Here is a 23,379-nt window from a genome sequence, read left to right as displayed (position 1 = left end):
CGTTGGGCGGATGGTCAATCACGACGCCTGAGGGGCAATCACATCGATCGCCAAGGCATCACCCGTTCGGACTAGGCAAGGCTAACGATTCTGCCGCCGGCGCCGGTCGCCACACTCGATGGCCCAAGAGGTGTTGCACCTCGCCAGACGAGCAGAAGGCGCCGCGATGGACTTTGCATTCAGCGACGAGCAGGAAATGATTCGCGCATCGGCCGAAGGTTTTCTCGCCGATGTGTCCGACTGTGCCGCCGTGCGGGCGGCCATGGTCAGTGAGCAGGGGTATGACAGCGCGCTGTGGCAGCGCCTGTGCAGCGAAATGTATTGGCCGGCGATCCATATTCCCGAAGCGTTCGGTGGTTTGGGGCTGGGTTTTGTCGAATTGTCGATTCTGCTGGAACAGATGGGCCGGCGTTTGCTCTGCTCACCGTTCTTCGCCACCGCCTGCATGGCCACGCCCGCGTTGTTACTGGCGGCCAATCCTGCGCAACAACAGCGCTGGCTGCCGCTGATTGCCGAGGGCAGCCTCACCGCCACGCTGGCCTTCACCAGCGGTAATGGCTGGGCGGCTGAAAACCTGCAAACCACGGTGGTGGCCGAAGGTTCGGGGTTTGTGCTTGATGGCACGCTGACTCACGTACTCGATGGCCATAGCGCTGACCTGTTGATCATCGCCGCACGAACTCCCGGCTCGATGGGGGAAACCGGCATCAGCCTGTTTGCGGTCGAGCCCGACCGTGTCGGGATCACTCGGCAAATGCTGCCGACCATGGATCAGACCCGTCGTCAGGCGCGGATCGAACTCAATCACCTGTATCTGGAAGCGGACTGCCTGCTCGGCACCCTCGGCGCAGGCTGGCCAGTCCTCGATCAGGTGCTGCAACTGGCCTGCATCGCCCTGGCCGCCGAGCAGACCGGTGGCGCGCAGCAAGTGCTCGATCTGAGCGTCGCCTACATGCAGGAGCGCCAGCAGTTCGGTCGACCGATCGCCAGTTTTCAAGCCCTCAAGCACCGCGCCGCCGACATGATGTTGCAGGTCGAGTGTGCGCGTTCGGCCTGCTATTACGCGGCCTGCGTAGCTCAGGAAGTGCTCGATCCGCAAGGCGATCCGCAGGTTGCGGCGCAGTTGCCACTGGCGGCGGCGCTGGCCAAGGCACAGTGCTCGGACAGCTATTTCCACTGCGCCGCCGAGTCGATCCAGCTGCACGGCGGCGTGGGCTTCACTTGGGAATACGACCCGCATCTGTACTTCAAACGGGCCCGGGCCAGCGAAAGCTTTCTCGGGCTACCGGCCTGGCACCGCGAGCGGATCGCCGCGCAGATTCTTGGAGAGCAGCCATGAAGATCGGTTTCAGTGAGCAGGATGAGTGCTTCCGCCAGGAAGTTGCCGACTGGATGGCCGCCAACCTGTGCGGTGAGTTCGAGCCGTTGCGCTTTCGCGGCGGTCCGGGCGATGAACACAGCTTTCCCGAGGAGCGCAAAGCCTGGGAGCGTAAGCTCGCCGAAGGTCGCTGGACCTGCGTTGGCTGGTCGCCCGAGCATGGCGGGCGCGGTCTGTCGATCACTCAGCAGGTGATCTTCCACGAAGAATACGCCCGCGCCGGTGGCCCCGGCCGCATGGGCCATATCGGTGAAGGCCTGGCCGGACCGACCATCGCCGCGTTTGGTACTGAAGAACAAAAACGCCGCTTGCTGCCGGGGATCGTCAGCGGCACGGCATTCTGGTGTCAGGGCTACTCCGAGCCCAGCGCCGGTTCGGATCTTGCCAACGTCAAGACCCGCGCGGTGCTGGATGAGGCCACGGGCGAGTGGGTGATCAACGGGCAGAAGGTCTGGACCTCGCTGGCCCATGAGTCGGACTGGTGTTTCGTGATCGCTCGCACCGAAGCCGGCAGCGTCGGCCACAAGGGCCTGTCGTTCCTGCTGGTGCCGATGGCGCAGGCCAGCATCAGCGTGCGGCCGATCGAGCAACTGACCGGCACTTCGGAATTCAATGAAGTGTTCTTCGACGATACCCGCACTGCTGCGGTGAACATCGTCGGCCAGCCGGGTGAAGGCTGGAAGATTGCCATGGCGCTGCTGGGCTTCGAACGCGGGGTCTCGACTCTTGGCCAGCAGATGCAGTTTCAAAACGAACTGAACGAAATCATTGCCATCGCCCGCGCCAATGGCACTGCTCGCGACCCGGTGCTGCGCCAGCGTCTGGCCGAGGCCTGGAGCGGTTTGCGGATCATGCGCTACAACTCGCTGCGCATGCTCTCGGGCGCGCAGGACGGCACGCTGCGCAAAGAGGCGACTATCTACAAATTGTTCTGGTCCACCTGGCACGCCAACCTCGGCAAGCTGGCGATGGACGTGCTCGGCGCCGAGGCCGAACTGCTCGACGCCGCACCGTATCAACTGACCCGCTTGCAGTCGCTGTACCTGTTCAGCCGCGCCGACACCCTCTACGGCGGCAGCAACGAAATCCAGCGCAACATCATCGCCGAACGCGCCTTGGGCATGCCCAAAGAGCCGCGCCCGCGCACCTGAAAAAAAGGAGTATTTGCATGTCAGTTCCTCAGTATGTGGCGGGCCACGGTCTGTTGCGCGGCAAGTCGGTGCTGATCACCGCCGCAGCCGGCGCCGGTATCGGTTTTTCCGCAGCCTTGCGCGCCGCCGAAGAAAGCTGCCGGGCGCTGATGCTCAGCGATATCCATGAAGGTCGGTTGCGCGAGGCGGTGTTGAAGATCCGCGAAGCGACCGGTTTGCAAGAGGTCTATGGCGAGGTCTGCAACGTTGCCGATGAAGCCCAGGTACAGCATTTGATCGCCTGCGCCGAGCGCGATCTGCACGGTGTTGATGTGTTGATCAACAACGCCGGCCTCGGCGGTTCGCGGTTGCTGGTGGAGATGCCCGACGAAGAATGGCACCGGGTGCTCGACGTGACGCTCACCGGCACCATGCGCATGACCCGCGCCATGCTGCCGAAGATGATCGAGCGGCGCTCGGGGGTCATCGTCAATAACGCCTCGGTGCTCGGCTGGCGGGCACAGAAAGAACAGTCCCATTATGCCGCCGCCAAGGCCGGGGTCATGGCGCTGACCCGTTGCGCAGCGGTCGAAGCCGCCGAGCACGGGATTCGCATCAACGCCGTCAGCCCGAGCATTGCCTTGCATGACTTCCTGCGCCGCTCGGCACCACAGGCGGTGCTTGATCAACTGGCGGCCAACGAAGCGTTCGGGCGTGCCGCCGAAGTGTGGGAAGTGGCCAACGTGATGATGTTCCTGGCCAGCGATTACAGCTCCTACATGACCGGCGAAGTGTTGTCGGTTTCCAGTCAGAGGGCCTGAACATGCCAAGGATTTTCGACACGCCTCATGAGTTGGCCGACGCGGTGGGCGAAGCGCTCGGCGTCAGCGACTGGCTGCTGCTGGATCAGTCGCGCATCGATCTGTTTGCCGAGGCGACCGGCGATCACCAATGGATTCACGTCGACCCGATCAAAGCTGCCAGCGGGCCGTTCGGTGCCTGTATCGCCCATGGCTACTTGAGCCTGTCATTGGTGAACCTGTTTTTGCCGCAGATCGTCGAGGTCCGCGCGATTGCCATGGGCGTCAACTACGGCTGCGAGCGGGTGCGGTTTCCCAATGTCGTTCACGTCGGCTCGCGGGTGCGTGGCAGCGCGCAGCTGATGGCGGTCGAGCAGGTCAAGGGCGGGTTTCAGGCGACCATCCGCGTCAGTGTCGAGATCGAAGGCCAGGAACGTCCTGGCTGCGTGGTCGACACCATCAGTCGCTACTACCCGGCCTGAGTACTTCAGCCGTTTATTCGAGGATTCCAGCATGAAAGAAGCCGTCATCGTTTCCACCGCCCGCACGCCGATCGGCAAAGCCTTTCGCGGCGCCTTCAACGACACCGAAGCACCGCAACTGGGCGGCCACGTAGTGCGCGAAGCGGTGCGCCGCGCCGGCATCGAACCGGGTGAGGTGGACGACGTATTGATGGGCGCCGCCGCCCAGCAAGGCACCCAGTCCTACAACCTTGGGCGGCTGTGCGCGATTGCCGGCGGCTTGCCGAGCACGGTCGCCGGGATGGCCATCGAGCGCCAGTGCGCCTCGGGGCTGATGAGCATCGCCACGGCTGCCAAGGGCATCATCTGCGATGAAATCGACATCGCCGTGGCCGGTGGCCTGGAGTCGATTTCGCTGGTGCAGAACAAATACAAGAACGTCTACCGAAACCAGTCTGGTGCGGTGATCGAGCTGGACCCGCGGGCTTACATTCCGATGATCGAAACCGGCGAGATTGTCGCCGAGCGCTACGGCATCTCCCGCGAAGAGCAGGACGAATACAGTTACCAAAGCCAGGTGCGCACCGCGCTGGCCCAGAGTGCCGGGTTGCTCGACCGCGAACTGGCGCCGATGACCAGCCGCAAGATGATCGTCGACAAAGCCAGCGGTGAAACCCGCTATGAGACCCTGACCTTGCTGCGCGACGAGTGCAACCGCGCCGACACCACCCGCGAAAGCCTGAGCGCGCTGGAGCCGGTGTGGCAGGGTGGGGAGTGGACCGGCAAGGGCCGCTTCATCACTGCCGGCAACGCCTCGCAACTGTCCGATGGCGCCTCGGCCTCGGTGCTGATGAGCGCCAAACTCGCCGAACAGCGCGGGCTTGAGCCATTGGGTATCTACCGTGGTTTGGCCGTCGCTGGTTGCAACGCTGACGAGATGGGCATCGGCCCGGTCTACGCTATTCCGAAATTGCTCAAGCGTCACGGTTTGACGGTGGACCACATCGGACTCTGGGAATTGAACGAGGCCTTCGCCAGCCAGGTGTTGTATTGCCGCGACACCCTGGGTATTCCGATGGAGCGCATGAACGTCAACGGCGGGGCGATTTCCGTCGGCCACCCGTTCGGCATGTCCGGCGCACGCATGGTCGGCCACGCCTTGATCGAAGGTCAGCGCCGTGGCTTGCGTTACGTGGTGGTGAGCATGTGCATCGGCGGCGGCATGGGCGCAGCGGCGTTGTTTGAAGTGGTCTAGGAGGCGGCGATGATCAGTGCAGAGCAGGTTCAGGCGAGCATGGCGCGGTATGTCGAATTGGTGGACGCCGGCGACATAGACGGGATTGTCGCGCTTTATGCGCAGGACGCGGTGGTCGAAGACCCGGTGGGTAATCCGCCGATTCATGGCCTCGCCGGCATCGAGCAGTTTTATCGGCAAGGTCTGGGCGCCAGCAAGGTCTCGGCAACCCTGACCGGCCCGGTGCGGGCGACGCTCAACGGCTGTGGGGCGATGCCGTTTCGGGTCGACATGATGTGGGGCGGACAAGCATGCTCGTTGCAGGTGATCGACGTGATGGAGTTCGATGCCGAGGGCAGGATTCGGTCGATGAAGGCGTATTGGGGCCCGGTCAATATCGGTCCGCAGGAAAGTTGATGGAGCGGGAGGGGAGGCTGCGTTTAACCTGGTTAAGCGCAATCCCTGTGGGAGCGAGCCTGCTCGCGATGGCGGTATTACATTCAACATCAATGCTGACTGAACCACCGCTATCGCGAGCAGGCTCGCTCCCACAGGTTGTTTTGCGTGGGGTTAGCGAAAATCCGCATTTTGCGTCTGCCCGGTCTCATAGTAGGCCTTGAGGTTCTCGGCAATCTGCCGCACGACTTTGTTGAACGCCTTGCCCAACAATCCTTCGACAATCCTTCCACCCCGCAAGCTGTACTTCATGCACGTGGTAATCCGCGTCACATCACCCTCAGCCTGCAAGCTGTAGTGAAACGTCGCCTCGCGAAACGGGAAGGGCGCTCCATCACTGGCCTTGTGCAGCACCAGCACGAACCCTTGGCCTTCCTGCCACTGCACCACGCTTTCATCCAGCCACTGCCCACCTTTTCGAAACACCCGGCGACTGGCGCCCAAGCCTTCTGTAATGCCTGGGTGAAACTGGCAACCGGTCAGCCCCGGCACATAGTGCGGGGCCAGGCTGAGGTCGCGCAGTTTTGCCCACGCGGCGGGCTGGCTGAGGTTGAGTAAAACGCTGTGGCTGGCAACGGCGGGCATATCGGGTGTCCTCTTATGAATGGGCTTGAGCAGCATCGAGAAACGCCGGGCGTTCGCCGCCGCCATGCACCACCAGATCGGCACCGCTGACGTAGCGCGCCAGCGAGGAGGCCAGGTACAGGCAGGTATCGCCGATATCGTCCGGGTTGGCCAGCCGTTGCAACGGAATACCCGCAGCCACCCGGGCAATGCCGGCCTGGTCACCATAATGCAGCGCGGCCTGTTCGGTGAGGATCAGCCCGGCGGTGATCGCGTTGAGACGCACCTTCGGCGCCCATTCCACCGCCAGCGAACGGGTCAGGCTCAACAGCCCGGCCTTGGCCGCGCCATAGGCGGCGGTGCCAGGGGAAGGGCGGGTGGCGCTGACGCTGGCGATGTTGATGATCGAGCCGCCCGTGGCCTGGGACTGCATCACCCGATTGGCCTGTTGACACAGGTTCAGTGGTGCCAGCAGGTTGAGGCGAATGATCGCTTCGCTGAATCGCGGTGAGGCGGTCGCGGCGTCGGCATTCGGTGCACCACCGGCGTTGTTGACCAGCACATCGAGTCGGCCGAAGTGCTTGACCACGCTGTCGATCAACTGCTGCGACTGCTCGACATCGCGCAAGTCGCAGGCGACGAACAGCGCCTCGCGGCCAGCGCTGGCGGGCAAGGTTTCGGGAGCTTCACGGCCGCAGATCACCACCTCGGCGCCGCAGTCGAGAAAGCGCTGGCTGATGCCGCGTCCCACGCCTTTGCCACCGCCGGTGATCAATACCACAGTGCCGCGAAAGTCCATCGGATCGTGCATGGCTGCCTCGTTTTATCAGGTGTGCGTGGGCCGGATACTGGGGCTCGACGCGGCCTTGGGCCAACGTCCGAAAAGACTAGGGGGGTTGGCTCAACGCCAGTCAGCTCAAGCAATGTCCCTATGCGAGCCTGCTCGCGATGGCGTCGGCACATTCAACATCAATGATTACTGACCCACCGCATCGCGAGCAGGCTCGCTCCCACAAGGATTGCTATGTTCAAACCGGCATCAGGCGTAGTCCTGTCGGACGATGTTGGCGGGTTGGGCGACGGGAATACTCCCTGCACAACAACAGGCCGGGAGGACACCGCATGAGCGCATCAGCGCAGGGGCACTTCGTTACGCTGCCCAGTGGTTTGCAGCTGCATTACCAGGACATCGGTGCCGGTGAGCCGGTGGTTTTCATTCATGGCAGCGGGCCGGGCGCCAGCGGCCACAGCAACTTCAAGCAGAACTATCCGGTGTTCGCTGACGCCGGTTACCGCTGTATCGTCCCGGACCTGCCGGGTTACGGCGCCTCGGACAAACCGGAAACCCTCTATACCCTGGACTTTTTCGTCGAAGCCCTGAGCGGTCTGCTCGACGCGCTGGATATCCCGCGCTGCGTGCTGGTCGGCAACTCGTTGGGCGGCGCGATCGCGCTGAAACTGGCGCTCGACCAGCCACAGCGGGTCAGTCGACTGGTGCTGATGGCGCCCGGTGGCCTGATGGAAAAAGAGCAGTACTACCTGCAAATGGAAGGCATCCAGAAGATGGGCGCGGCGTTCGCCAAGGGCGAACTCAACGACGCCGCTGGCATGCGCCGCTTGCTCAGTTTGCAGCTGTTCGACCCGTCGCTGATCAGCGATGAAACGGTGAATGAGCGGGTCGCGGTAGTACAGCAGCAACCGATCTGCGTGCTGTCGACCATGCAAGTGCCGAACATGACCGCACGCCTGGGCGAATTGCAGTGCCCGATCCTCGGTTTCTGGGGCATGAACGACAAATTCTGCCCGGTCTCCGGCGCGCAAACCATGCTGGAGCACTGCCGGAAAATTCGTTTTGTACTGCTCAGCGAATGCGGACACTGGGTGATGGTCGAGCACCGCGAGCTGTTCAATCGCCAGTGCCTGGATTTCCTTGCAGAGGGCCGAGCATGAGTGCCCAATTGCGCGAGCAGTATGGCGAAGAACTGTATCAGGCGTTGCTCAGCGGTTCGACCCTGGTACCGCTGACCGAGCGTTGGGCGGCGATCAGCATCGAGGATGCCTACCATATTTCGCTCTACAGCATCGAACGCCGGGTGGCGGATGGCGACCGTATTGTCGGCAAGAAAATCGGCGTGACCTCGGCAGCGGTCCAGCGAATGCTCAATGTGCATCAACCGGATTTCGGCTTTATCACCGAGCAAATGGCTTTCGCCGATAACGCGCAGATTTCCCTGTCCGCCAACAAGCTGATCCAGCCGCGCGCTGAAGGCGAGATCGCCTTCAAGCTCAAGCACGATTTGCGCGGGCCCGGCGTGACCGAGGCTGATGTACTGGCTGCCACCGAATACGTGATGCCGTGTTTCGAAATCGTCGACTCGCGGATTCACGACTGGCGCATCCGCATTCAAGACACCGTGGCCGACAACGCGTCGTGCGGGGTGTTTGTGCTCGGCGACAGCCAGGTCGATCCGCGTGAACTGGATTTGCCCAACCTGCGCATGCAGGTGTTCAAGAACGATCAACTGATCAGCGAAGGCCTGGGCTCTGCCGTCCAGGGCAATCCGCTGACGGCCGTGGCCTGGCTGGCCAATACCCTGGGCGCCTTCGGCATTCCGTTCAAGGCCGGGGAAATCATTCTCTCCGGTTCCTTGGTGCCGCTGGAACCGGCGGTGGCCGGCGACCGTTTTTCCCTGACTATCGATGGCCTGGGCAGTGCCCGGGTGTCCTTCTGCGCCTGACTCAAGGGGTTGTAACCGGATGAGCAAGAAACTCAAAGCGGCCATTATCGGCCCGGGCAATATCGGCACTGACCTGTTGATGAAAATGTGCCGTTCCGAATGGATCGCGCCGGTGTGGATGGTCGGTGTCGACCCGGAATCCGAAGGCCTCAAGCGCGCTCGTGAGCTGGGGGTGAAAACCACCGCGGGCGGCGTCGACAGCTTGCTGCCGCACGTGCTCGACGACGACATCCGCATCGCCTTCGACGCGACCTCGGCTTATGTGCACGCCGAAAACAGCCGCAAGCTCAACGCGCTCGGGGTGATCATGATCGATCTGACACCGGCGGCCATCGGCCCGTTCTGCGTGCCACCGGTGAACCTCAAGGAACACGCCTTGAGCCTGGCGATGAACGTCAACATGGTCACCTGCGGTGGTCAGGCGACGATTCCGATGGTCGCGGCGGTGTCGCAGGTGCAGTCGGTGAGTTACGGCGAAATCGTCGCCACCGTGTCGTCCGGTTCAGTTGGGCCGGGCACGCGGCAGAACATCGACGAATTTACCCGCACCACCGCAGGAGCCGTTGAGCAGATCGGTGGCGCCCGGCGCGGCAAGGCGATCATCGTCATCAACCCGGCCGAGCCGCCGCTGATGATGCGCGACACCATCCATTGCCTGACTGATGAGGAGCCGAACCAGGACGCGATCCGCACCTCGGTGTTGCAGATGGTCAAGGAAGTGCAGCGTTACGTGCCGGGTTACAAGCTGATCAACGGGCCGGTGTTCGATGGGCACAAGGTCTCGATTTTCATCGAGGTCGAAGGTCTCGGCGACTTCCTGCCCAAGTCCGCCGGCAACCTGGACATCATGACCGCCGCCGGTTTGCGCACCGCCGAGATGTTCGCCGAAGAAGCCCACAAGGGCACCCTGCAACTGCCCGTTCGTTAAGTGGAGAATTGCCATGAATCTGCAAGGTAAGAGCGTTCGTCTGCATGACATGAGCCTGCGTGACGGCATGCACGCCAAGCGTCATCAGATCAGCCTGGAACAAATGGTTTCTGTAGCCACCGGCCTGGATGCGGCCGGTGTGCCGCTGATCGAAATCACCCACGGCGATGGTTTGGGCGGCGCGTCGTTGAACTACGGTTTTCCGGCTCACAGCGACGAGGAATACTTCGCGGCGGTAATTCCGCGGCTCAAACAGGCCAAGGTTTCGGCGCTGCTGTTGCCGGGGATCGGCACCCTTGATCACCTGAAAATGGCCTTTGATCACGGGGTCACCACCATTCGCGTGGCGACCCACTGCACCGAGGCTGACGTCTCCGGTCAGCACATTGGCATGTCGGCGAAAATGGGCCTGGACACTGTAGGCTTCCTGATGATGGCGCACATGCTCAGTGCCGAGAAGTTGCTTGCGCAGGCGCGATTGATGGAGAGCTACGGCGCCAACTGCATCTACTGCACCGACTCGGCGGGCTACATGCTGCCGGACGAAGTCAGCGAGAAGATCGGCGCGCTGCGACAGGGGCTCAACGCCGGCACCGAGGTGGGCTTTCACGGCCACCACAACATGGGCATGGCGATTGCCAACTCGCTGGCGGCGATCGAGGCCGGCGCGGCGCGGATCGACGGCTCAGTGGCAGGGCTCGGCGCAGGCGCCGGTAACACGCCGCTGGAGGTATTCGTCGCGGTGCTGGAACGTATGGGCGTGAACAGCGGCATTGATCTGTACCGGATCATGGACGTCGCCGAAGACCTGGTGGTGCCGATGATGGACCAGCCGATCCGCCTCGACCGCGACGCGCTGACCCTGGGTTATGCCGGGGTCTACAGTTCGTTCCTGTTATTCGCCAAACGTGCCGAGCAGAAATACGGGATCGCCGCCCGTGAACTGCTGGTGGAACTGGGCCGACGCGGCACCGTGGGCGGTCAGGAAGACATGATCGAAGACCTGGCGCTGACCCTGTCACGGGCGCGCGGTGTGTTGCCGACCTGATTGTTGAATGCACGAAAAAACCACCGGCCTTGTGTGCAAGCCCGGTGGTTTTTTTTGAGTTGATTTTTTTGTGGCTCAGGGCAACAGGTTGCGCACCAGCGGCGGGTAGCAACTGTTGGTGGTGCTGGCGCAACTGAGCAGGGCACTGCTCGGTCGATAGGCTTCATTCTTGAACACTTGGCAGAGGCTGGCAGTGCTGCCGGCGCAAACGAGGATGAGCAGGGCGTAGGTGGCTTTTCGCATGACGAGCCTCGACGGCGGTTTTATTGTTGTAGGCAAACCTTATGGCGATAGCCGAAGCGTTGCTTCGTCCGAATGGACTAGCCGATGGTGTGCTCGATAAACGGTGTTTCTGAAGACCTGCTACAGGGGGTGTGTTAGCTGTCCGAACACCGTCGGGCCAACGCCCCAATCGCCATAAACAACGCCGCAATCGCCCGCGCTTCGTGCAAATCCCCGCAGGCCACCAGCTCCGGAATCTGCGCCAGCGGCACGCGCAGGCATTCCAGCGGTTCCGGTTCATCACCTTCCAGTAGACACGGGCTGAGATCCTCGGCCAGCACCACCTGATAGCGATGACACAAATGACCAGGCGCCAGCGTCAACTCACCGAGCTCGGTCAGGCGCCCGGCGCGCAGGCCGACTTCTTCGCAGAGCTCCCGTTGCGCTGCTTGCAGGAAGTCTTCATCCGGTTCGGCACCGCCCTTGGGCAAACCCAACACGGTGCTTTCCACGCCCACCGCGTATTCGTGCACCAGCAACACGTGCAGCGGATCAGGCATCGCCACCAGCATCACCGAGCGATAACCGGTGCCACGCAGCCGTTCGTAGACCCGTTGCTGGCCGTTGCTGAATTGCAGGTGCAAGGCTTCGATCTGAAAATGGCCGCTTTCGGCCAACAGTTCGGTCTTGAGGATGGTCGGACAGCTGCGCATGGGATGCCCCCCGCTAGGGGATGGTGGGAGTCATCGCACTGTGCGCTGTGCAAGCTGCGTCGCCATCGTCCAAGCGGACGAGGGCGACAGGGCGGTCAGCCGAGGGTTGCCACGCTGCGCAGGATCAGCCGCACCAGCATGGTCTGGCGGGTCACGCCGGTTTTGGAGAAGGTCGAGCGCAAGTGTGCCCGTGAGGTGTTGCGGCTGATGCCCAGTTCTTCTGACGCTTCGTCGAGGGTCAGGCCGTTGGCTAACAACATGGCAAGCTGGGTTTCAGCCGGGGTGAAATCGAACAGTGCGCGGACGATTTCCTGGGGCGCGGTGGATTGCTGTTCCGGGTCGCTGATGAAAATCACCACGGTCGGGCACTGCTTGCCTTCGCTCCAGGCCGACAGCGGCACCGAACGGACGATGATCCCCAGGTCCGCGCGACCGGAAGGCCGTTGCACCCGCAATGCTTCGACCACCGACGGGTTGCTGCTTTTTTGCGACAGCAGCGACTGTTTCACCAGGCGTCGGAACTCCTGAGTGTCACGGGCGGTGCCGACTTGCAGTCCGTCGTTGACCAGTTTGATGCCGTCCTTTTCCTGGATCAGCCGATCGGCCACCTGGTTGGTTTGCAGGACCTTGCCGGCTTCGTCGAGGATGATCGTGCCGACCGCCATCTGATCCACCGCACCGGCGTAGAGATTACGTTCGGCCTCGATGCGGTTGAGCTGCATGTGAATCTTGATCGAGCGTTCCAGGTGCGGAATGAACTGCGCGAGCAGTTCTTTTTCAGCGTTGCCGAAGGGTTTGTCGTCACGCCCGCGGCTAATGCGCAGGCGACATTGGGCGCCGTCGCAGGTGTTGATGTCGGCACCAAGGATATGGAACACATCCACCGGTTCGAGAAAATTCTTGTAGAACTCCGACTGCTGCCAATCGTCGTTGGAGACGAACTCCGCCAGCGTCACCACTTGCCGGTTGGGCAGGTCGACGAAGGGGTCGAGGGTGAAAAAGTGCTTGTTGTAGGAGGAGGTGGCTTCGGTCGAAGTGCCGGTGGTGTTGACCATCAGCCCATCCACATGGGCACTCGGCGGGCGCAGGATGAAGGTCACGTACTTGCTTTCGAGGTACAGGTTGAGCTGATTGAGAAAGGTCGCCCACGGGATGTTTTCCAGTGGGCCCTGATAAAGATTGCCGATCAGTTCACTGAACGTCTCAAGGCTGAGGTTCTTCTGCATGGGGAAAACCGTTCTTATTATTAGCGTTGGCGGTGGCCGAGAATAAGCGTCGGCATCGTCTGCGTGCAACGCTGTCGCTGCGGGCCTGACCGGTGGCAAACCGGCAGGCCGTGGAACGCGGCGGGATGCGGGCATCAGACCGTTTCGCGCTCGCGCACGTCGAAGCGTTTGTGCTCGGAAGTACTCGCCGGCAATGCGCTGACATCGGTGTAGAACTGCTCGTACCATTTGCGGAGTTGATAGACCGGGCCGTCGCCGTCGCACAGCAGCGGGTTATCGACGCGGGTCTTGCTGTGCCAGATGGTCACGTCCTCGTAGAACGCTTCCTGGGCCTGCTGCACATAGGCTTTGGCCATCGCCTGGTTCTGTTCTTCGCTCAGGCCCGGGATTTTTTTCACCAGCACGCCGTAGCGCAGAGTGAAGCTGTTGAGGTCGACGGGCACGTGGCAGTTGAGCAGGATCGAATGGATCGGCTGGCCGTTCATGGAGCCGGTCATTTCGGTGATCTGGTAAGCCGGGCCGAAGTAGGTGGCGGCGCTGTGCAGTTCTCCGTCGCCGGACAAGCGCTCGCTGCGAGCACACATGATCTGCGTCGCCATATGACCTTCGAAGACGTTGCTGAAGGCCTCGATCGGCGCGCCGTGCACGGTGCCGAAGTGCGCCATGTCGGCGACGTTGTCGATCAGTTCGCGGCAGTTGGTTGCGATCTGTAGTTCCTCTACTTCCCACGCCGCCCATTCGTCGCTGAAGCAAGCGTCGATCCGTGGAATGCGTTGTTCAGGAATCGGCGGGTTGCCTTCCGGGTCATTCCAGACGAACAGCAACTGGTTTTCCACCATCAGCGGCCAGCTCTTGATCTTCGCCCGTGGAGGGATGCGCTTGGCGTAGGGGATGTCATCGCATACCCCGTCGGCACCCCAGCTCCAGGCATGGAACGGGCAGCGGATCGAGTTGCCTTCGACACAACCGGCGCTCAGGTCGGCGCCCATGTGCGGGCAATAGCCGTCGAGGATATGCAGTTCGCCGTCTTCACCGGCAAACGCCACCAGCCGGGTGCCGAACACCTCCAGGCGGTGGGCCTTGCCGTCACGGTATTGCTCGGCCAGGCCCAGGCAGTGCCAGCCACGGGCATAACGGTCTTCCAGCTGCTTGGTTTCGATGCGGTGCAGGGTGCTCATCTTATTGTTCTCCGGTTCATCGCGGGTTGGGCGGCTTGGGGCTCAGGCAAGTCCCGATGCCTATCAGTCAAGTGAGATCCTTGTGGGAGCGAGCTTGCTCGCGAAGGCGGTGGTCCAGTCAACATTGATATTGGCTGTGACGGCCTCTTCGCGAGCAAGCTCGCTCCCACAGGGTTCGTGCCTGAACTGACTGGCAAGCGCTTGTGCTGCTCCGATTCTGCCGCCCCTGTGCTGCGGGGCATCGTCTGAATGGACGATGGCCGGTGAACGGCGGGCGGCTCTACTGGTGGCATTGACCGAGAGCGGGAGTCTTCAGATGAGCAGTGAGCACGGGCAGGTCGCGGTAATTACCGGGGCCGCCAGCGGGATTGGCCGAGGGTTGGCCGAACAGGCGGCGCGGCGGGGCATGCGGCTGGTGTTGGCGGATGTCGACGCTGCAGGCGTGCAGGCGTTGTGCGCGACCTTGCAAGCCACGGGTGCGCAGGCGATTGCCTGCGTCACCGATGTCGGGCAACTGGCGCAGGTCGAGCGCCTGCGTGATGTCGCCGTTGAACAGTTTGGCGGTGTCGACCTGCTGTTCAACAACGCTGGCGTGATGCAAACCGGCTACAGCTGGGAGATCAGCCAAACGCAGTGGCAACGCATGCTCGACATCAATCTCACAGGCGTTATCAACGGCATTCGCTGCTTTGTGCCGCTGTTGCTGAGTCAGGGCCGCGCCGCCCATGTGATCAACACCGCATCGCTGGCGGGGTTGCTCAGCAGCCCGTTGATGGCGCCGTACAACGTGACCAAGCAAGCGGTGGTCGCGCTTTCGGAAACCCTGCATTACGAACTGGTGCTGCTTGGCGCACCGGTCTCGGTGTCGGTGCTGTGTCCGGGGCCGGTAGCCAGCGAGATCATGGCCTCGAACCAGGTCGCCGACGCCGCCGGTTCCTCCTTCAGCCAATTGCTCGACTCCAGCATTCGTCAGGGCATGACTCCGACCGAGTTGGCTGACTTGGTGTTCGACGCCGTCGACGACAAGCGCTTCTGGATCCTGCCGCACAAAGACTTCAAACCGGCGCTGGAGCGTCGGGTACAGAGCATTCTTGAGGAAACCAACCCGGTGTTTCAGATGACCGATGTTCAGGGAGATACCCATGCCGCTCGATAGCCAGATCGCCGCTGTGCTCCAGCAGTTTCGCGACATGCCAGAGCCCGACTACCGCCAGCTCGATGCCGTGCAGTACCGGCAGTTCTCCGACAACCTGATGCCACCGATTCCCGGCGCGCCGATGTTTGATGTGCGTGACCTACGGGTGTCTGGCGCCGAAGGTGAGCTGGATGCGCGGCTGTACCGACCCTTGGCGCAGGACAATTTACCGCTGCTGGTGTTTTTCCACGGTGGCGGTTTTGTGATTGGCACGCTGGACACCCACGACAACCTCTGCCGGGCGCTGGCCAGCCAGACCGGCGCGGTGGTGGTGTCGGTCGCCTACCGACTGGCGCCGGAGGCGAAGTTCCCGGCGGCACCGCTGGACTGTTACGCGGCCACCTGTTGGCTGGTGGAACACGCCGCCGAGCTGGGTGTCGATGGCAGTCGTCTGGCGTTGGCCGGGGACAGCGCCGGCGGCAATCTGGCGCTGGCGGTCAGCCGTCTTGCGGCGCAAAGGGGCGGGCCGAAGATCCGTCATCAATGCCTGTTCTACCCGGTCACCGATGCCGGTTGCGACAGCGTTTCCTATGCCGACTTCGCCGAAGGCTACTTCCTCACGCGGGCAATGATGGGGTGGTTCTGGCAGCAATACTTGCAAAACGCCGGGCAGATCGACGACCCGCTGGCCTCGCCGTTGCGCGCCGAAGACCTTGCCGCCTTGCCGCCCACCACCCTGATCAGCGCCGAGTTCGACCCGCTGCGCGATGAAGGCGAGGCCCTGGCCAAACGCCTGCAGGCCGCTGGTGTACCGGTGCGTGTGCAACGCTGTGAGGGGATGATTCACGGTTTCATCAGCATGGCGCTGTTTGTCGAGCGCGCCGCCGAGGCCCTGGCCGAAGCTGCCGCCGATCTGCGCGTGGCGCTCAATTGAACGGCGTGGCGAACCCGGCGTTCGACCGTAGGAGCTGCCGAAGGCCGCGATCTTTGGCGGTGCCGGGAATGCCGAAAATCAAGATCAACAGATCGCAGCCTGCGGCAGCTCCTACGCGGAGGGTGTGGGGGCGAGGTTAGGGTTTGACGCCCTGCAACATCTTCTGCGCCCGGTCCTGTACAGCTTTCGGGGCGGTGTGGTTGCCGTCGATCACGGTGATGACGGCGTTGCCCTGTGACAACAACCATGCATCCGCCTGTTGCTGGGCTTTGGTCGGTTTAGGTGGAGCGACCAGGTTAACCCGCACGATCCCGTCTTCGCCGCGCTGGGTGGTGAAGTTCACCCGATCCCAATTGCCGATAGGCGCGAATTTCACCCCTTTGACTTCACTCGCCGGCAACGCCGGGTAGTTGAGGTTCAGCCCGTTGACGCCCGGCAAACCAAGCACGTTCAGTTCGCAGGCCTGATGATCTTTTGTGCACTGGACACGGGCCTTGGTCCCGGCTTCACTGGCCTGTGCAATGACCCGTACCGCAAAGCTCGCGGTGTCTGGCATGGCGTCGAGGGTCTTGCGGTAGCCGGCCTTTTGGTCGCGCATGATCAGGTCCATATCAATCCCGGTCGACACCGCCACCCCCGGCACGCCTTTGAACATCCCGCGTACGGCAGCGTTGAGGGTGCCGGACATCTGGGTCAGTGGCCCGACGTTTTCGCCGAAGTTACTGCCCGACACCACCAGGTCCGGGCGATGGTCCTTGAGCAACAGGTCGAAACCGACGTTGACCGCGTCTACCGGCGTGCCAATCGCGGAGGTCTTGCCGGCCGGCGCGCTGTAGCCGTCCGGTGGGCCGACGCAGAATTTGTGCGGGGCCAATTCGGTGATGGCCAGGGCCTGGCCGGGGATCACCACGCTGGCGGCGCTGATACCGCTGCTGTCATTCAACGGCCCGACCAAGGTCACGTCGTGGCCGGCGGCGGTCAGGGCCTGGTACATCGCGTCGATGCCGGGGGCGCGGCAGCCGTCGTCGTTGGTCAGCAGAATGTTCAGGGCGTTGGCGTTCAGTGACAGGCCGATGCTGGCCAGGGCAATCGCGCCGGTGAGCAGTTTGTTCATGGGGAATGTCCGTATTGGTGGGGAGGTAGATGCAACAAGGCCCCGACCGAGTGATTCGGTCGGGGCCCGTGAACACTTAGCGGGTGCCGAGCTTGCGCAGGTTGCCCGGGGTGAAGTCTTCATCGACGAAGTTGCTGGCGTTGAGCTTGGCCGGCTTCTGGTCGACCAGCAGCCGGTCAACCAGGTACGAACCGGCGATCAGATCATGGTAGATGCCGAGGCGGGCGTGGTAACGCTGCATCTCGTAGGCGTAGATCGAGGTCTGCATGTTGGTGCGCCACAGCTGACCACGGCTGTCGTAGTTGTCAGCCAGGGTGGCGGCCCAGGTGTCTTCGTCGAGGTACAGCACGCGTTTGGCGTAGACGTGCCGCGCACCTTCCTTGAGGGTCGCTTGCAGCACCCAGACCCGGTGCTTTTCGTAGCGCATGTACTGCGGATCGACGTGGCCGGTGGTGGCGAGGATCTGGTCGGTACTGATGCTCGGGTCGTCGATCTTGTAGTTGTGGTACGGGATGTAGATTTCTTTCTTGCCGACGATGGTCCAGTTGTAGCGATCCGGGGCACCGTTGAACAAGCGGTCTTCGTCATACACCCGGAAGCCGCCCGCGCCGGTCGGCGAGTCGTAGCCGACGGTCGGGGCACGACGGACCCGGCGTTGCCCGGGGGTGTACTGCCAGGCCTGACGCGGCGCGGCGGTGGGGTTGATGAACTCGTGGCCGACGACGATTTCGCCTTTCTTGCGCACCGGTTCCAGGGTGGTGATCAGGAAGTTGGTGAGGATGCCGTTGGCGGACTCAAGGGTTTTGTCCGGGCTCGACCAGATCGAGAAGATCTTGTAGTTGACCTGCTCCAGCACCCGTTCTTTGTTGGAATAAACCACCGCTTGCTGGTAGTTCGCCTCTTCGGTATTGGCGCGCCCGGCGAGGGTGTGGTTGAACATCAGCTCGCTGCCGTTTTTCGGGATCGGGAACGGCGAGGCAGCCCAGGCGTTATTCGTGTCGTTGCCGTCGTTGGCCAATTCGGCATTGAGGGCGTTTTTCTTGATGTTGTCGTAGTTGCGTTGATCCGTACGGAAATCCCGGTGAGTCGGGTACACCGGAATAGTGAAGGTGCTCGGGTAGCGTTTGAGCAGCGCTTTCTGGCCGTCGGTGAGGTTGGCGGCGTACTTGTCCATGTTCTGCTCGTTGATCACGAACAGCGGTTTTTCCGCCGCGTACGGGTCCGGATATGGCGTGCCAGGGCCGGCGTATTTGAGTTGCGGCGGCAGGCCCAGCCATTTGCCGGACCAGGCCGGAATGCTGCCGTCGGCGTTGCCGGCTTTTTCGGCGCCGACCGGGGTCAGGTCCTGGCCCAGGCGGGCGGCTTCCTCGGTGCTGACCTTGGCCTGCGACGCCAGGCTTGCGCCCAACAGGCTGACGGCCAGCGCCGTGCGCAACAAAGTGTGGGTAATGCTCGACATGCTGTGCTCCTCCATCAGGGGAATCAGAACCGGTATTTGAAGTTGAGGGCGACGTTGTCGCGGTCCGCCAGCGGGCTGTTGTTGGCATTGCCCAGGTAGGCGTTGTAACGGGCCTCGACGGTGAAGTTGCCGAGGTAGCGCCACGAGCTGCCGATGCTCGCGCGGTTGTCGCCCTGGCCCATGTTGATCGAGCCCACCAGCGAGCTGTCGTTGTGGGCGGCAATGCTCAAGGTGACCGGTACCGACATGTCCCAGCCACTGAACACGTCGTTGTAGTCAAAGGTCGATTGGAGCGTGTAACCCCAGGCCGAGCGGTCGTAGAACAGTTTGTCGGTGCCCGGCAGGCTGAAGCCCGGCGCCAGTTGGGTCGGCGCCGAGCTGTCGTTGCTGAGCACGGAGTTGTAGACCAACTCGCCCACCAACGTGGTGTTGTCCGCCCACGCGGAAGGTCCCAGCACCTTGATCATCGAGACCTGGGCCTGCATCGTCCTGGCCCGCACCGGGCTGCCGAAACCGTTGTCGACCATGACCGGCTGACCATCGCGGTAGCTGACTTCACCGGCGATGCTGGTGTCGCCGAATACGGTGGAGAAACTGGCGCCGAACAGGTCGATGTTGTCGAAGTAGACCGCGCGGTAGCTGCCCAGCTGGCTCTGGAAATCCAGCTGCGGGGTCTTGTCGTGGTAGCGCGAGTAGTAGACGCCAAACTCGGTGTTGTTCAACGACGCCGCTGCGTAGGTGAACGCCAGGCCGTACTGGCCGCTGTCGCTCGGTTTGTCGTCCGGGAGGCGATGGACAAAACCACTGGCGTCGTTGAAACCGCCCCGGTCGATGAAGTCGGTGGTGGAGAAGTAGCTGCCGACGCCGAACAGTTCAGTCTTCTTCCATTGGTATTGGTAGTAGGCCTGCACATCGAGGCTGTCGGTCAGGCTGAACTGGGTGAACAGTTGGCCGACCGGCAACAGGATTTCCTTGACCTCGACCCCGGGTGTGGTCGACTTGGTCGCATCCACCGGGCTCTGCGCCGCAGAAATACCCGGGTAGAACAGGCTTTCACCCCAGCTCACGACCTGGTTGCCGAGGCGCGCGTTGAGGTTGTGCCCGGACAAATCCCAGGTGCCATAGGCGTAAGCATCGAGCAGGCGCAGGTCGTTGCGATGCTGGTCGGTAGTTTCGTCGGAGAAATGGTCCGGCCGGGCGCACTGGCCACCGGCGAAGCAGTTGGAGGTGCCGGTGTTGTTGTCGTTACTGCGGTCGTAGACGTTGTCGTAGAAGCCGTCCGCACGGATGAACATCCCGTAGTCGTCTTGCCACTTGATGTTGGCTTCGGTCAAAAAACCACTGCGGTTGTTGATCAAGCTGCCTTTAGCGAACGCGTTGTCGCCGTCGTTGCCATTGGCATTGGCGGTCAACTTGGGATCGCGCCCTTCGGTCCGCCAGGCCAGGCTGTAGGTCAGCGTGGTGTCCCAGTCGACAGTCAGGTCATCGCTGGGCTGGAAGGTCATGGCGCTGGCTTGACCGCCCAGCCCCCCGGCCAACATCAATACAGCCATTTTTATGCGCGTCTTTGCGTGCGCCTTTACATAAGTGTGCAGCAGTGGTGGGGCGATTATTGTTTTTATCATGTCGTCCTCATGCTTAAGGATCAGGCCTGCCCGACCTGCAGTTCAGGGTTGGGAAGTGAAGCAGGGGCGACTATGGAGTCACGCTTGCGGCGCAACATCGTCCAACCGGACTAAGCGTTTTGGCGGGGGTGGGCGGTGCTTTTGCGCTAGTCCCATCGGACGATGTCCGGGCGCGTCAGCCCACCAACAATCCCGAGACCGACTGCGTCAGGCCAAGAGCCGATTGCGGCGGCTTCTTGCCTGTTGGCGCTTTGCGGAGATGTGCGGATGAAAGATGCCGAGATCAAATGGGATGAGTGCTGCGATGTGCTGGTGATCGGCTCGGGCGCGGGGGGCATGACCGCCGCGCTACGGGCTCACGACCTGGGACTGAACGCACTGCTGATTGAAAAGAGCGCCGAGTACGGCGGCACCTCGGCGGTGTCCGGCGGCGGTATCTGGATCCCCAACAACCACCGCATCAAGGCCCTCGGTGGCAACGATTCGGCAGCCGAAGGGATCGCCTACATTCGTGCCGTGACCCATGGCGAAATCGACGATGGGCGCATCGAGGCCTACGTCGAGCAGGGCCGCGAGATGGTCGAGTACCTTGAGGCGCAGACCCGGGTGCGTTTCGAAGCGCAGCCAGCCTATGCCGACTACTACCCGGAAGTGCCCGGCGGCAAACCGGGTTATCGCTCGATGGACCCGCAGCCGTTCGACGCCGCTGACCTGGGCGAAGAATTCTTGCGCATGCGCGCGCCGTCACCGGGAACGCTGATGATGGGCCGCATGGCCATGACCATGAAAGAGGCGCAAGTGCTTCTGTGCCGTGGACGCGGCTGGCTCGGTCTGACACTGCGGGTGATGTGGCGCTACTGGCGTGACCGCGAAGGGCGCCGCCTGTCCCGGCGCGACCGTTTCCTCACCTTGGGCAATGCCTTGATCGGCGCGCTGCGCTGCTCGTTGCAGGATCGCGGTCGACCGCTGTGGCTCAATTGTGCGCTGGAAGAGTTGCTGATCGTTGGTGACCGGGTTGGCGGCGCACGGGTGTGTCGCAATGGGCAGATGCTCAACATCAAGGCCCGCCATGGGGTGATCATCGCTGCCGGTGGTTTCGAGCGAAACCAGTCGATGCGCGAAGAATATCTGCCGCAGCCGTCCAGGGCCGAATGGAGCGCCACGCCGCCGAATAATACCGGCGATGGCATCCGCGCCGGTCAGGCAATTGGTGCACGCACGGCGCTGATGGACCATAGCTGGTGGGCACCGACCACCTACGTTCAAGGTGAGGAAAAACAGCGTGCAATGTTCGTCGAGCGCACTTTGCCCGGTTGCGTGCTGGTGAACTCAGCCGGGGAACGTTTTGTCAACGAGGCCGCGCCCTATACCGACATCGTTTACGCGATGTACGCCAACAATCGGCCGGAGGCGGTGAGCGTGCCGTGCTGGATGATTTTCGACGCCGAGTTCCGTCGTAAATACCCGTGTGGTGCACTACTGCCGGGGTATGCGCAACCTGACTGGCAAGTGCCGAAACACTTGCGTGATTACTTTCACAAAGCCGCGAGTTTGCCGGAGCTGGCTGTGCAGATCGGCGTTGACGGCGCGGGGCTGGTGCGCAGCGTTGAACGCTTCAACGGCATGGCCGTGCGGGGAAAGGATGAAGACTTTCACAAGGGTAAATCCTTGTTCGACCGCTATTACGGCGACCCCAGTGTGCAGCCCAATCCGTGCCTGGCGCCGTTGCTCAAGGGGCCGTTCTATGCGGTGCGCATCGATGCCGGCGACATCGGCACCAAGGGTGGATTGCTCACCGATGTGCACGCTCGGGTGTTGCACGAGGACGGTCAACCGATCAATGGCTTGTACGCGATCGGCAACAGCGCGGCGTCGATGATGGGTCGCACGTACCCCGGCGCCGGATCGACCATCGGCCCGGCGATGACCTTCGGTTATGCGGCCGCCAATCACATTCAACAGCAAAGTCAGCGTCAGGCGTTGTCGGTCAGTGCTGCGCAGAGGAGTTGCAAATGAGCACCAAACATAATCAAGTCGCGGTCGTCACGGGTGCCAGCCGAGGGGTTGGTCAAGGTATTGCGCTGGCGCTTGGCGAGTTGGGCCTGACGGTGTTTGTCACCGGGCGTGCGTCGGGGCAGGGTGGCTCGAACCTTTATGGGCAAGCATTGAGGGGTTCACTGCAAGACACTGCTGCCGCGATTACCGCGGCGGGTGGGCGTGGGATCGCAGTGGTTTGTGATCATGCCGACGATGCCCAGGTGCAGGCGTTGTTTGCTCGGGTGCAGGAGGAATGCGGACGGTTGGACTTGCTGGTGAATAATGCGGCGTTTATCCATGACCAGTTGATCGAACCCGGCCCGTTCTGGGAGAAACCACTGGAGCTGGTGCGGATCCTTGATGTGGGTTTGCGTTCGGCCTACATCGCCAGCTACTACGCCGCGCCGTTGTTGCTGCGCAGCGAGCAGGGGCTGATTTGTTTCACATCCTCATTCGGCGCCGGGTGTTACATGCACGGCCCGGCCTACGGCGCGCAGAAGGCGGGTGTCGACAAACTGGCGGCGGACATGGCGATCGATTTTGAAGGGCGTGACGTCGCGGCAGTCTCGCTATGGCTCGGCCCGCAATTGACCGAGCGCACGCGGATTGCCGGAGAACAGCATGGCGAGCAGTACCGGGCGTTCTTGGCCGACGCCGAAACACCGCAATTCAACGGGCGGGTGATTCATGCGCTGCTCAATGATCCAAAGGTGATGAGCCTGTCCGGGCAGACCTTGATCACCGCTGAAATCGCCCTCGGCTACGGCATCAGCGAAGACCAGGGCCGGCAACCACCGTCCCATCGGGCGATGCTTGGCAACCCGCGTCAGCAGCATCCAGCGCGGATTATCTGAATGTTCACTGACTCTGGCGTAACGCACTCCCTGTAGCAGCTGGCGAAGCCTGCGTTCGGGTGCGAAGCGGCCGCAAAATCGGGCAGCAAGGTCTTTCAGGTAAACGGGGGTGATGCTATTTACGACGGCTCCGCCGCCGAACGCA

General features: G+C 62.3%; 23 protein-coding genes. 14 read left to right on the top strand and 9 right to left on the bottom strand.

The window, feature by feature from the left end:
* Positions 1-166: 166 nt before the first annotated feature.
* Genes AC1RKH_RS04405 through AC1RKH_RS04380 form a run of 6 tightly spaced genes read left to right on the top strand, consistent with a single transcriptional unit; the run spans position 167 to position 5,420 of the window.
* Positions 167-1,339 (top strand): acyl-CoA dehydrogenase family protein, encoded by a 1,173-nt coding sequence (locus AC1RKH_RS04405; protein WP_493061279.1) that lies wholly within the window; start codon positions 167-169, stop codon positions 1,337-1,339.
* Entirely contained in the window at positions 1,336-2,529 is a 1,194-nt protein-coding gene (locus AC1RKH_RS04400; RefSeq protein WP_493061278.1) for an acyl-CoA dehydrogenase family protein, read from the top strand. The genes AC1RKH_RS04405 and AC1RKH_RS04400 overlap by 4 nt, the downstream gene beginning before the upstream one ends.
* 17 nt (positions 2,530-2,546) lie before the next feature.
* Positions 2,547-3,329, top strand: coding sequence for an SDR family oxidoreductase (locus AC1RKH_RS04395; RefSeq protein WP_493061277.1), 783 nt, complete (start codon positions 2,547-2,549; stop codon positions 3,327-3,329).
* 2 nt (positions 3,330-3,331) lie between these two features.
* A complete protein-coding gene (locus AC1RKH_RS04390) occupies positions 3,332-3,790 on the top strand; it encodes a MaoC family dehydratase (RefSeq protein WP_493061276.1) in 459 nt (152 codons plus the stop codon).
* Positions 3,791-3,821: 31 nt separating this feature from the next.
* Positions 3,822-5,024, top strand: coding sequence for an acetyl-CoA C-acyltransferase (locus tag AC1RKH_RS04385; RefSeq protein ID WP_493061275.1), 1,203 nt, complete (start codon positions 3,822-3,824; stop codon positions 5,022-5,024).
* Between the two features lie 9 nt (positions 5,025-5,033).
* Positions 5,034-5,420, top strand: a complete 387-nt coding sequence (locus AC1RKH_RS04380; protein ID WP_493061274.1) for a steroid Delta-isomerase — start codon at positions 5,034-5,036, stop codon at positions 5,418-5,420.
* Between the two features lie 153 nt (positions 5,421-5,573).
* Here AC1RKH_RS04380 and AC1RKH_RS04375 read toward each other — a convergent pair whose 3' ends face one another.
* Positions 5,574-6,044, bottom strand: a complete 471-nt coding sequence (locus AC1RKH_RS04375) for an SRPBCC family protein (RefSeq protein ID WP_493061273.1) — start codon at positions 6,042-6,044, stop codon at positions 5,574-5,576.
* A 13-nt stretch (positions 6,045-6,057) separates the two neighbouring features.
* Complete coding sequence (locus AC1RKH_RS04370; protein ID WP_493061272.1) at positions 6,058-6,834, bottom strand: SDR family oxidoreductase; 777 nt, start codon at positions 6,832-6,834, stop codon at positions 6,058-6,060.
* 311 nt (positions 6,835-7,145) lie between these two features.
* On the opposite strand from AC1RKH_RS04370, the gene AC1RKH_RS04365 reads away from it, so the two are divergent.
* The 4 genes from AC1RKH_RS04365 to dmpG are packed head-to-tail and all read left to right on the top strand — an operon-like array spanning position 7,146 to position 10,737.
* A complete protein-coding gene (locus AC1RKH_RS04365) occupies positions 7,146-7,973 on the top strand; it encodes an alpha/beta fold hydrolase (protein ID WP_493061271.1) in 828 nt (275 codons plus the stop codon).
* A complete protein-coding gene (locus AC1RKH_RS04360) occupies positions 7,970-8,761 on the top strand; it encodes a fumarylacetoacetate hydrolase family protein (protein ID WP_493061270.1) in 792 nt (263 codons plus the stop codon). The genes AC1RKH_RS04365 and AC1RKH_RS04360 overlap by 4 nt, the downstream gene beginning before the upstream one ends.
* Positions 8,762-8,780: 19 nt before the next feature.
* Positions 8,781-9,689 (top strand): acetaldehyde dehydrogenase (acetylating), encoded by a 909-nt coding sequence (locus AC1RKH_RS04355; protein WP_493061269.1) that lies wholly within the window; start codon positions 8,781-8,783, stop codon positions 9,687-9,689.
* 13 nt (positions 9,690-9,702) lie between these two features.
* Entirely contained in the window at positions 9,703-10,737 is a 1,035-nt protein-coding gene (gene dmpG / locus AC1RKH_RS04350; RefSeq protein ID WP_493061268.1) for a 4-hydroxy-2-oxovalerate aldolase, read from the top strand.
* A gap of 75 nt (positions 10,738-10,812) precedes the next feature.
* Here the strand turns inward: dmpG and AC1RKH_RS04345 are convergent, their stop codons facing one another.
* The 4 genes from AC1RKH_RS04345 to AC1RKH_RS04330 all read right to left on the bottom strand — a co-directional run bounded on the left by AC1RKH_RS04345 (position 10,813) and on the right by AC1RKH_RS04330 (position 14,076).
* Entirely contained in the window at positions 10,813-10,980 is a 168-nt protein-coding gene (locus tag AC1RKH_RS04345) for a hypothetical protein (RefSeq protein ID WP_493061267.1), read from the bottom strand.
* A 134-nt stretch (positions 10,981-11,114) separates the two neighbouring features.
* Positions 11,115-11,672 carry an ADP compounds hydrolase NudE gene (nudE, locus tag AC1RKH_RS04340; RefSeq protein ID WP_493061266.1) on the bottom strand — a complete coding sequence of 186 codons (558 nt, stop codon included), beginning with the start codon at positions 11,670-11,672 and terminating at the stop codon, positions 11,115-11,117.
* 95 nt (positions 11,673-11,767) lie between these two features.
* On the bottom strand, positions 11,768-12,898 hold the full coding sequence (locus AC1RKH_RS04335) for a helix-turn-helix transcriptional regulator (protein ID WP_493061265.1): 1,131 nt from the start codon (positions 12,896-12,898) through the stop codon (positions 11,768-11,770).
* Positions 12,899-13,032: 134 nt separating this feature from the next.
* Positions 13,033-14,076, bottom strand: a complete 1,044-nt coding sequence (locus tag AC1RKH_RS04330) for a 3-ketosteroid-9-alpha-monooxygenase, oxygenase component (RefSeq protein ID WP_493061264.1) — start codon at positions 14,074-14,076, stop codon at positions 13,033-13,035.
* Positions 14,077-14,392: 316 nt separating this feature from the next.
* On the opposite strand from AC1RKH_RS04330, the gene AC1RKH_RS04325 reads away from it, so the two are divergent.
* Entirely contained in the window at positions 14,393-15,232 is an 840-nt protein-coding gene (locus AC1RKH_RS04325) for an SDR family NAD(P)-dependent oxidoreductase (protein ID WP_493061263.1), read from the top strand.
* Positions 15,219-16,145 (top strand): LipP1 family hormone-sensitive lipase, encoded by a 927-nt coding sequence (gene lipP1, locus AC1RKH_RS04320; RefSeq protein WP_493061262.1) that lies wholly within the window; start codon positions 15,219-15,221, stop codon positions 16,143-16,145. Before AC1RKH_RS04325 ends, lipP1 begins: the two co-directional genes overlap by 14 nt.
* Positions 16,146-16,281: 136 nt before the next feature.
* Here lipP1 and surE read toward each other — a convergent pair whose 3' ends face one another.
* The 3 genes from surE to AC1RKH_RS04305 form a co-directional block, all read right to left on the bottom strand.
* Entirely contained in the window at positions 16,282-17,259 is a 978-nt protein-coding gene (surE, locus tag AC1RKH_RS04315; RefSeq protein ID WP_493061261.1) for a 5'/3'-nucleotidase SurE, read from the bottom strand.
* Positions 17,260-17,335: 76 nt separating this feature from the next.
* Entirely contained in the window at positions 17,336-18,718 is a 1,383-nt protein-coding gene (locus AC1RKH_RS04310) for a DUF1329 domain-containing protein (protein ID WP_493061260.1), read from the bottom strand.
* Positions 18,719-18,741: 23 nt separating this feature from the next.
* Positions 18,742-20,271: a DUF1302 domain-containing protein gene (locus AC1RKH_RS04305; protein ID WP_493061259.1), complete on the bottom strand. Its 1,530-nt coding sequence runs from the start codon at positions 20,269-20,271 to the stop codon at positions 18,742-18,744.
* A gap of 339 nt (positions 20,272-20,610) precedes the next feature.
* On the opposite strand from AC1RKH_RS04305, the gene AC1RKH_RS04300 reads away from it, so the two are divergent.
* Entirely contained in the window at positions 20,611-22,359 is a 1,749-nt protein-coding gene (locus AC1RKH_RS04300) for an FAD-binding protein (protein ID WP_493061258.1), read from the top strand.
* Positions 22,356-23,234 carry an SDR family NAD(P)-dependent oxidoreductase gene (locus AC1RKH_RS04295; protein ID WP_493061257.1) on the top strand — a complete coding sequence of 293 codons (879 nt, stop codon included), beginning with the start codon at positions 22,356-22,358 and terminating at the stop codon, positions 23,232-23,234. Before AC1RKH_RS04300 ends, AC1RKH_RS04295 begins: the two co-directional genes overlap by 4 nt.
* Positions 23,235-23,379: the final 145 nt, after the last annotated feature.

The sequence above is a fragment of the Pseudomonas sp. GW822-FHT06B12 genome, assembly GCF_058799675.1.
This window is presented reverse-complemented; position numbering and strand designations above follow the sequence as displayed.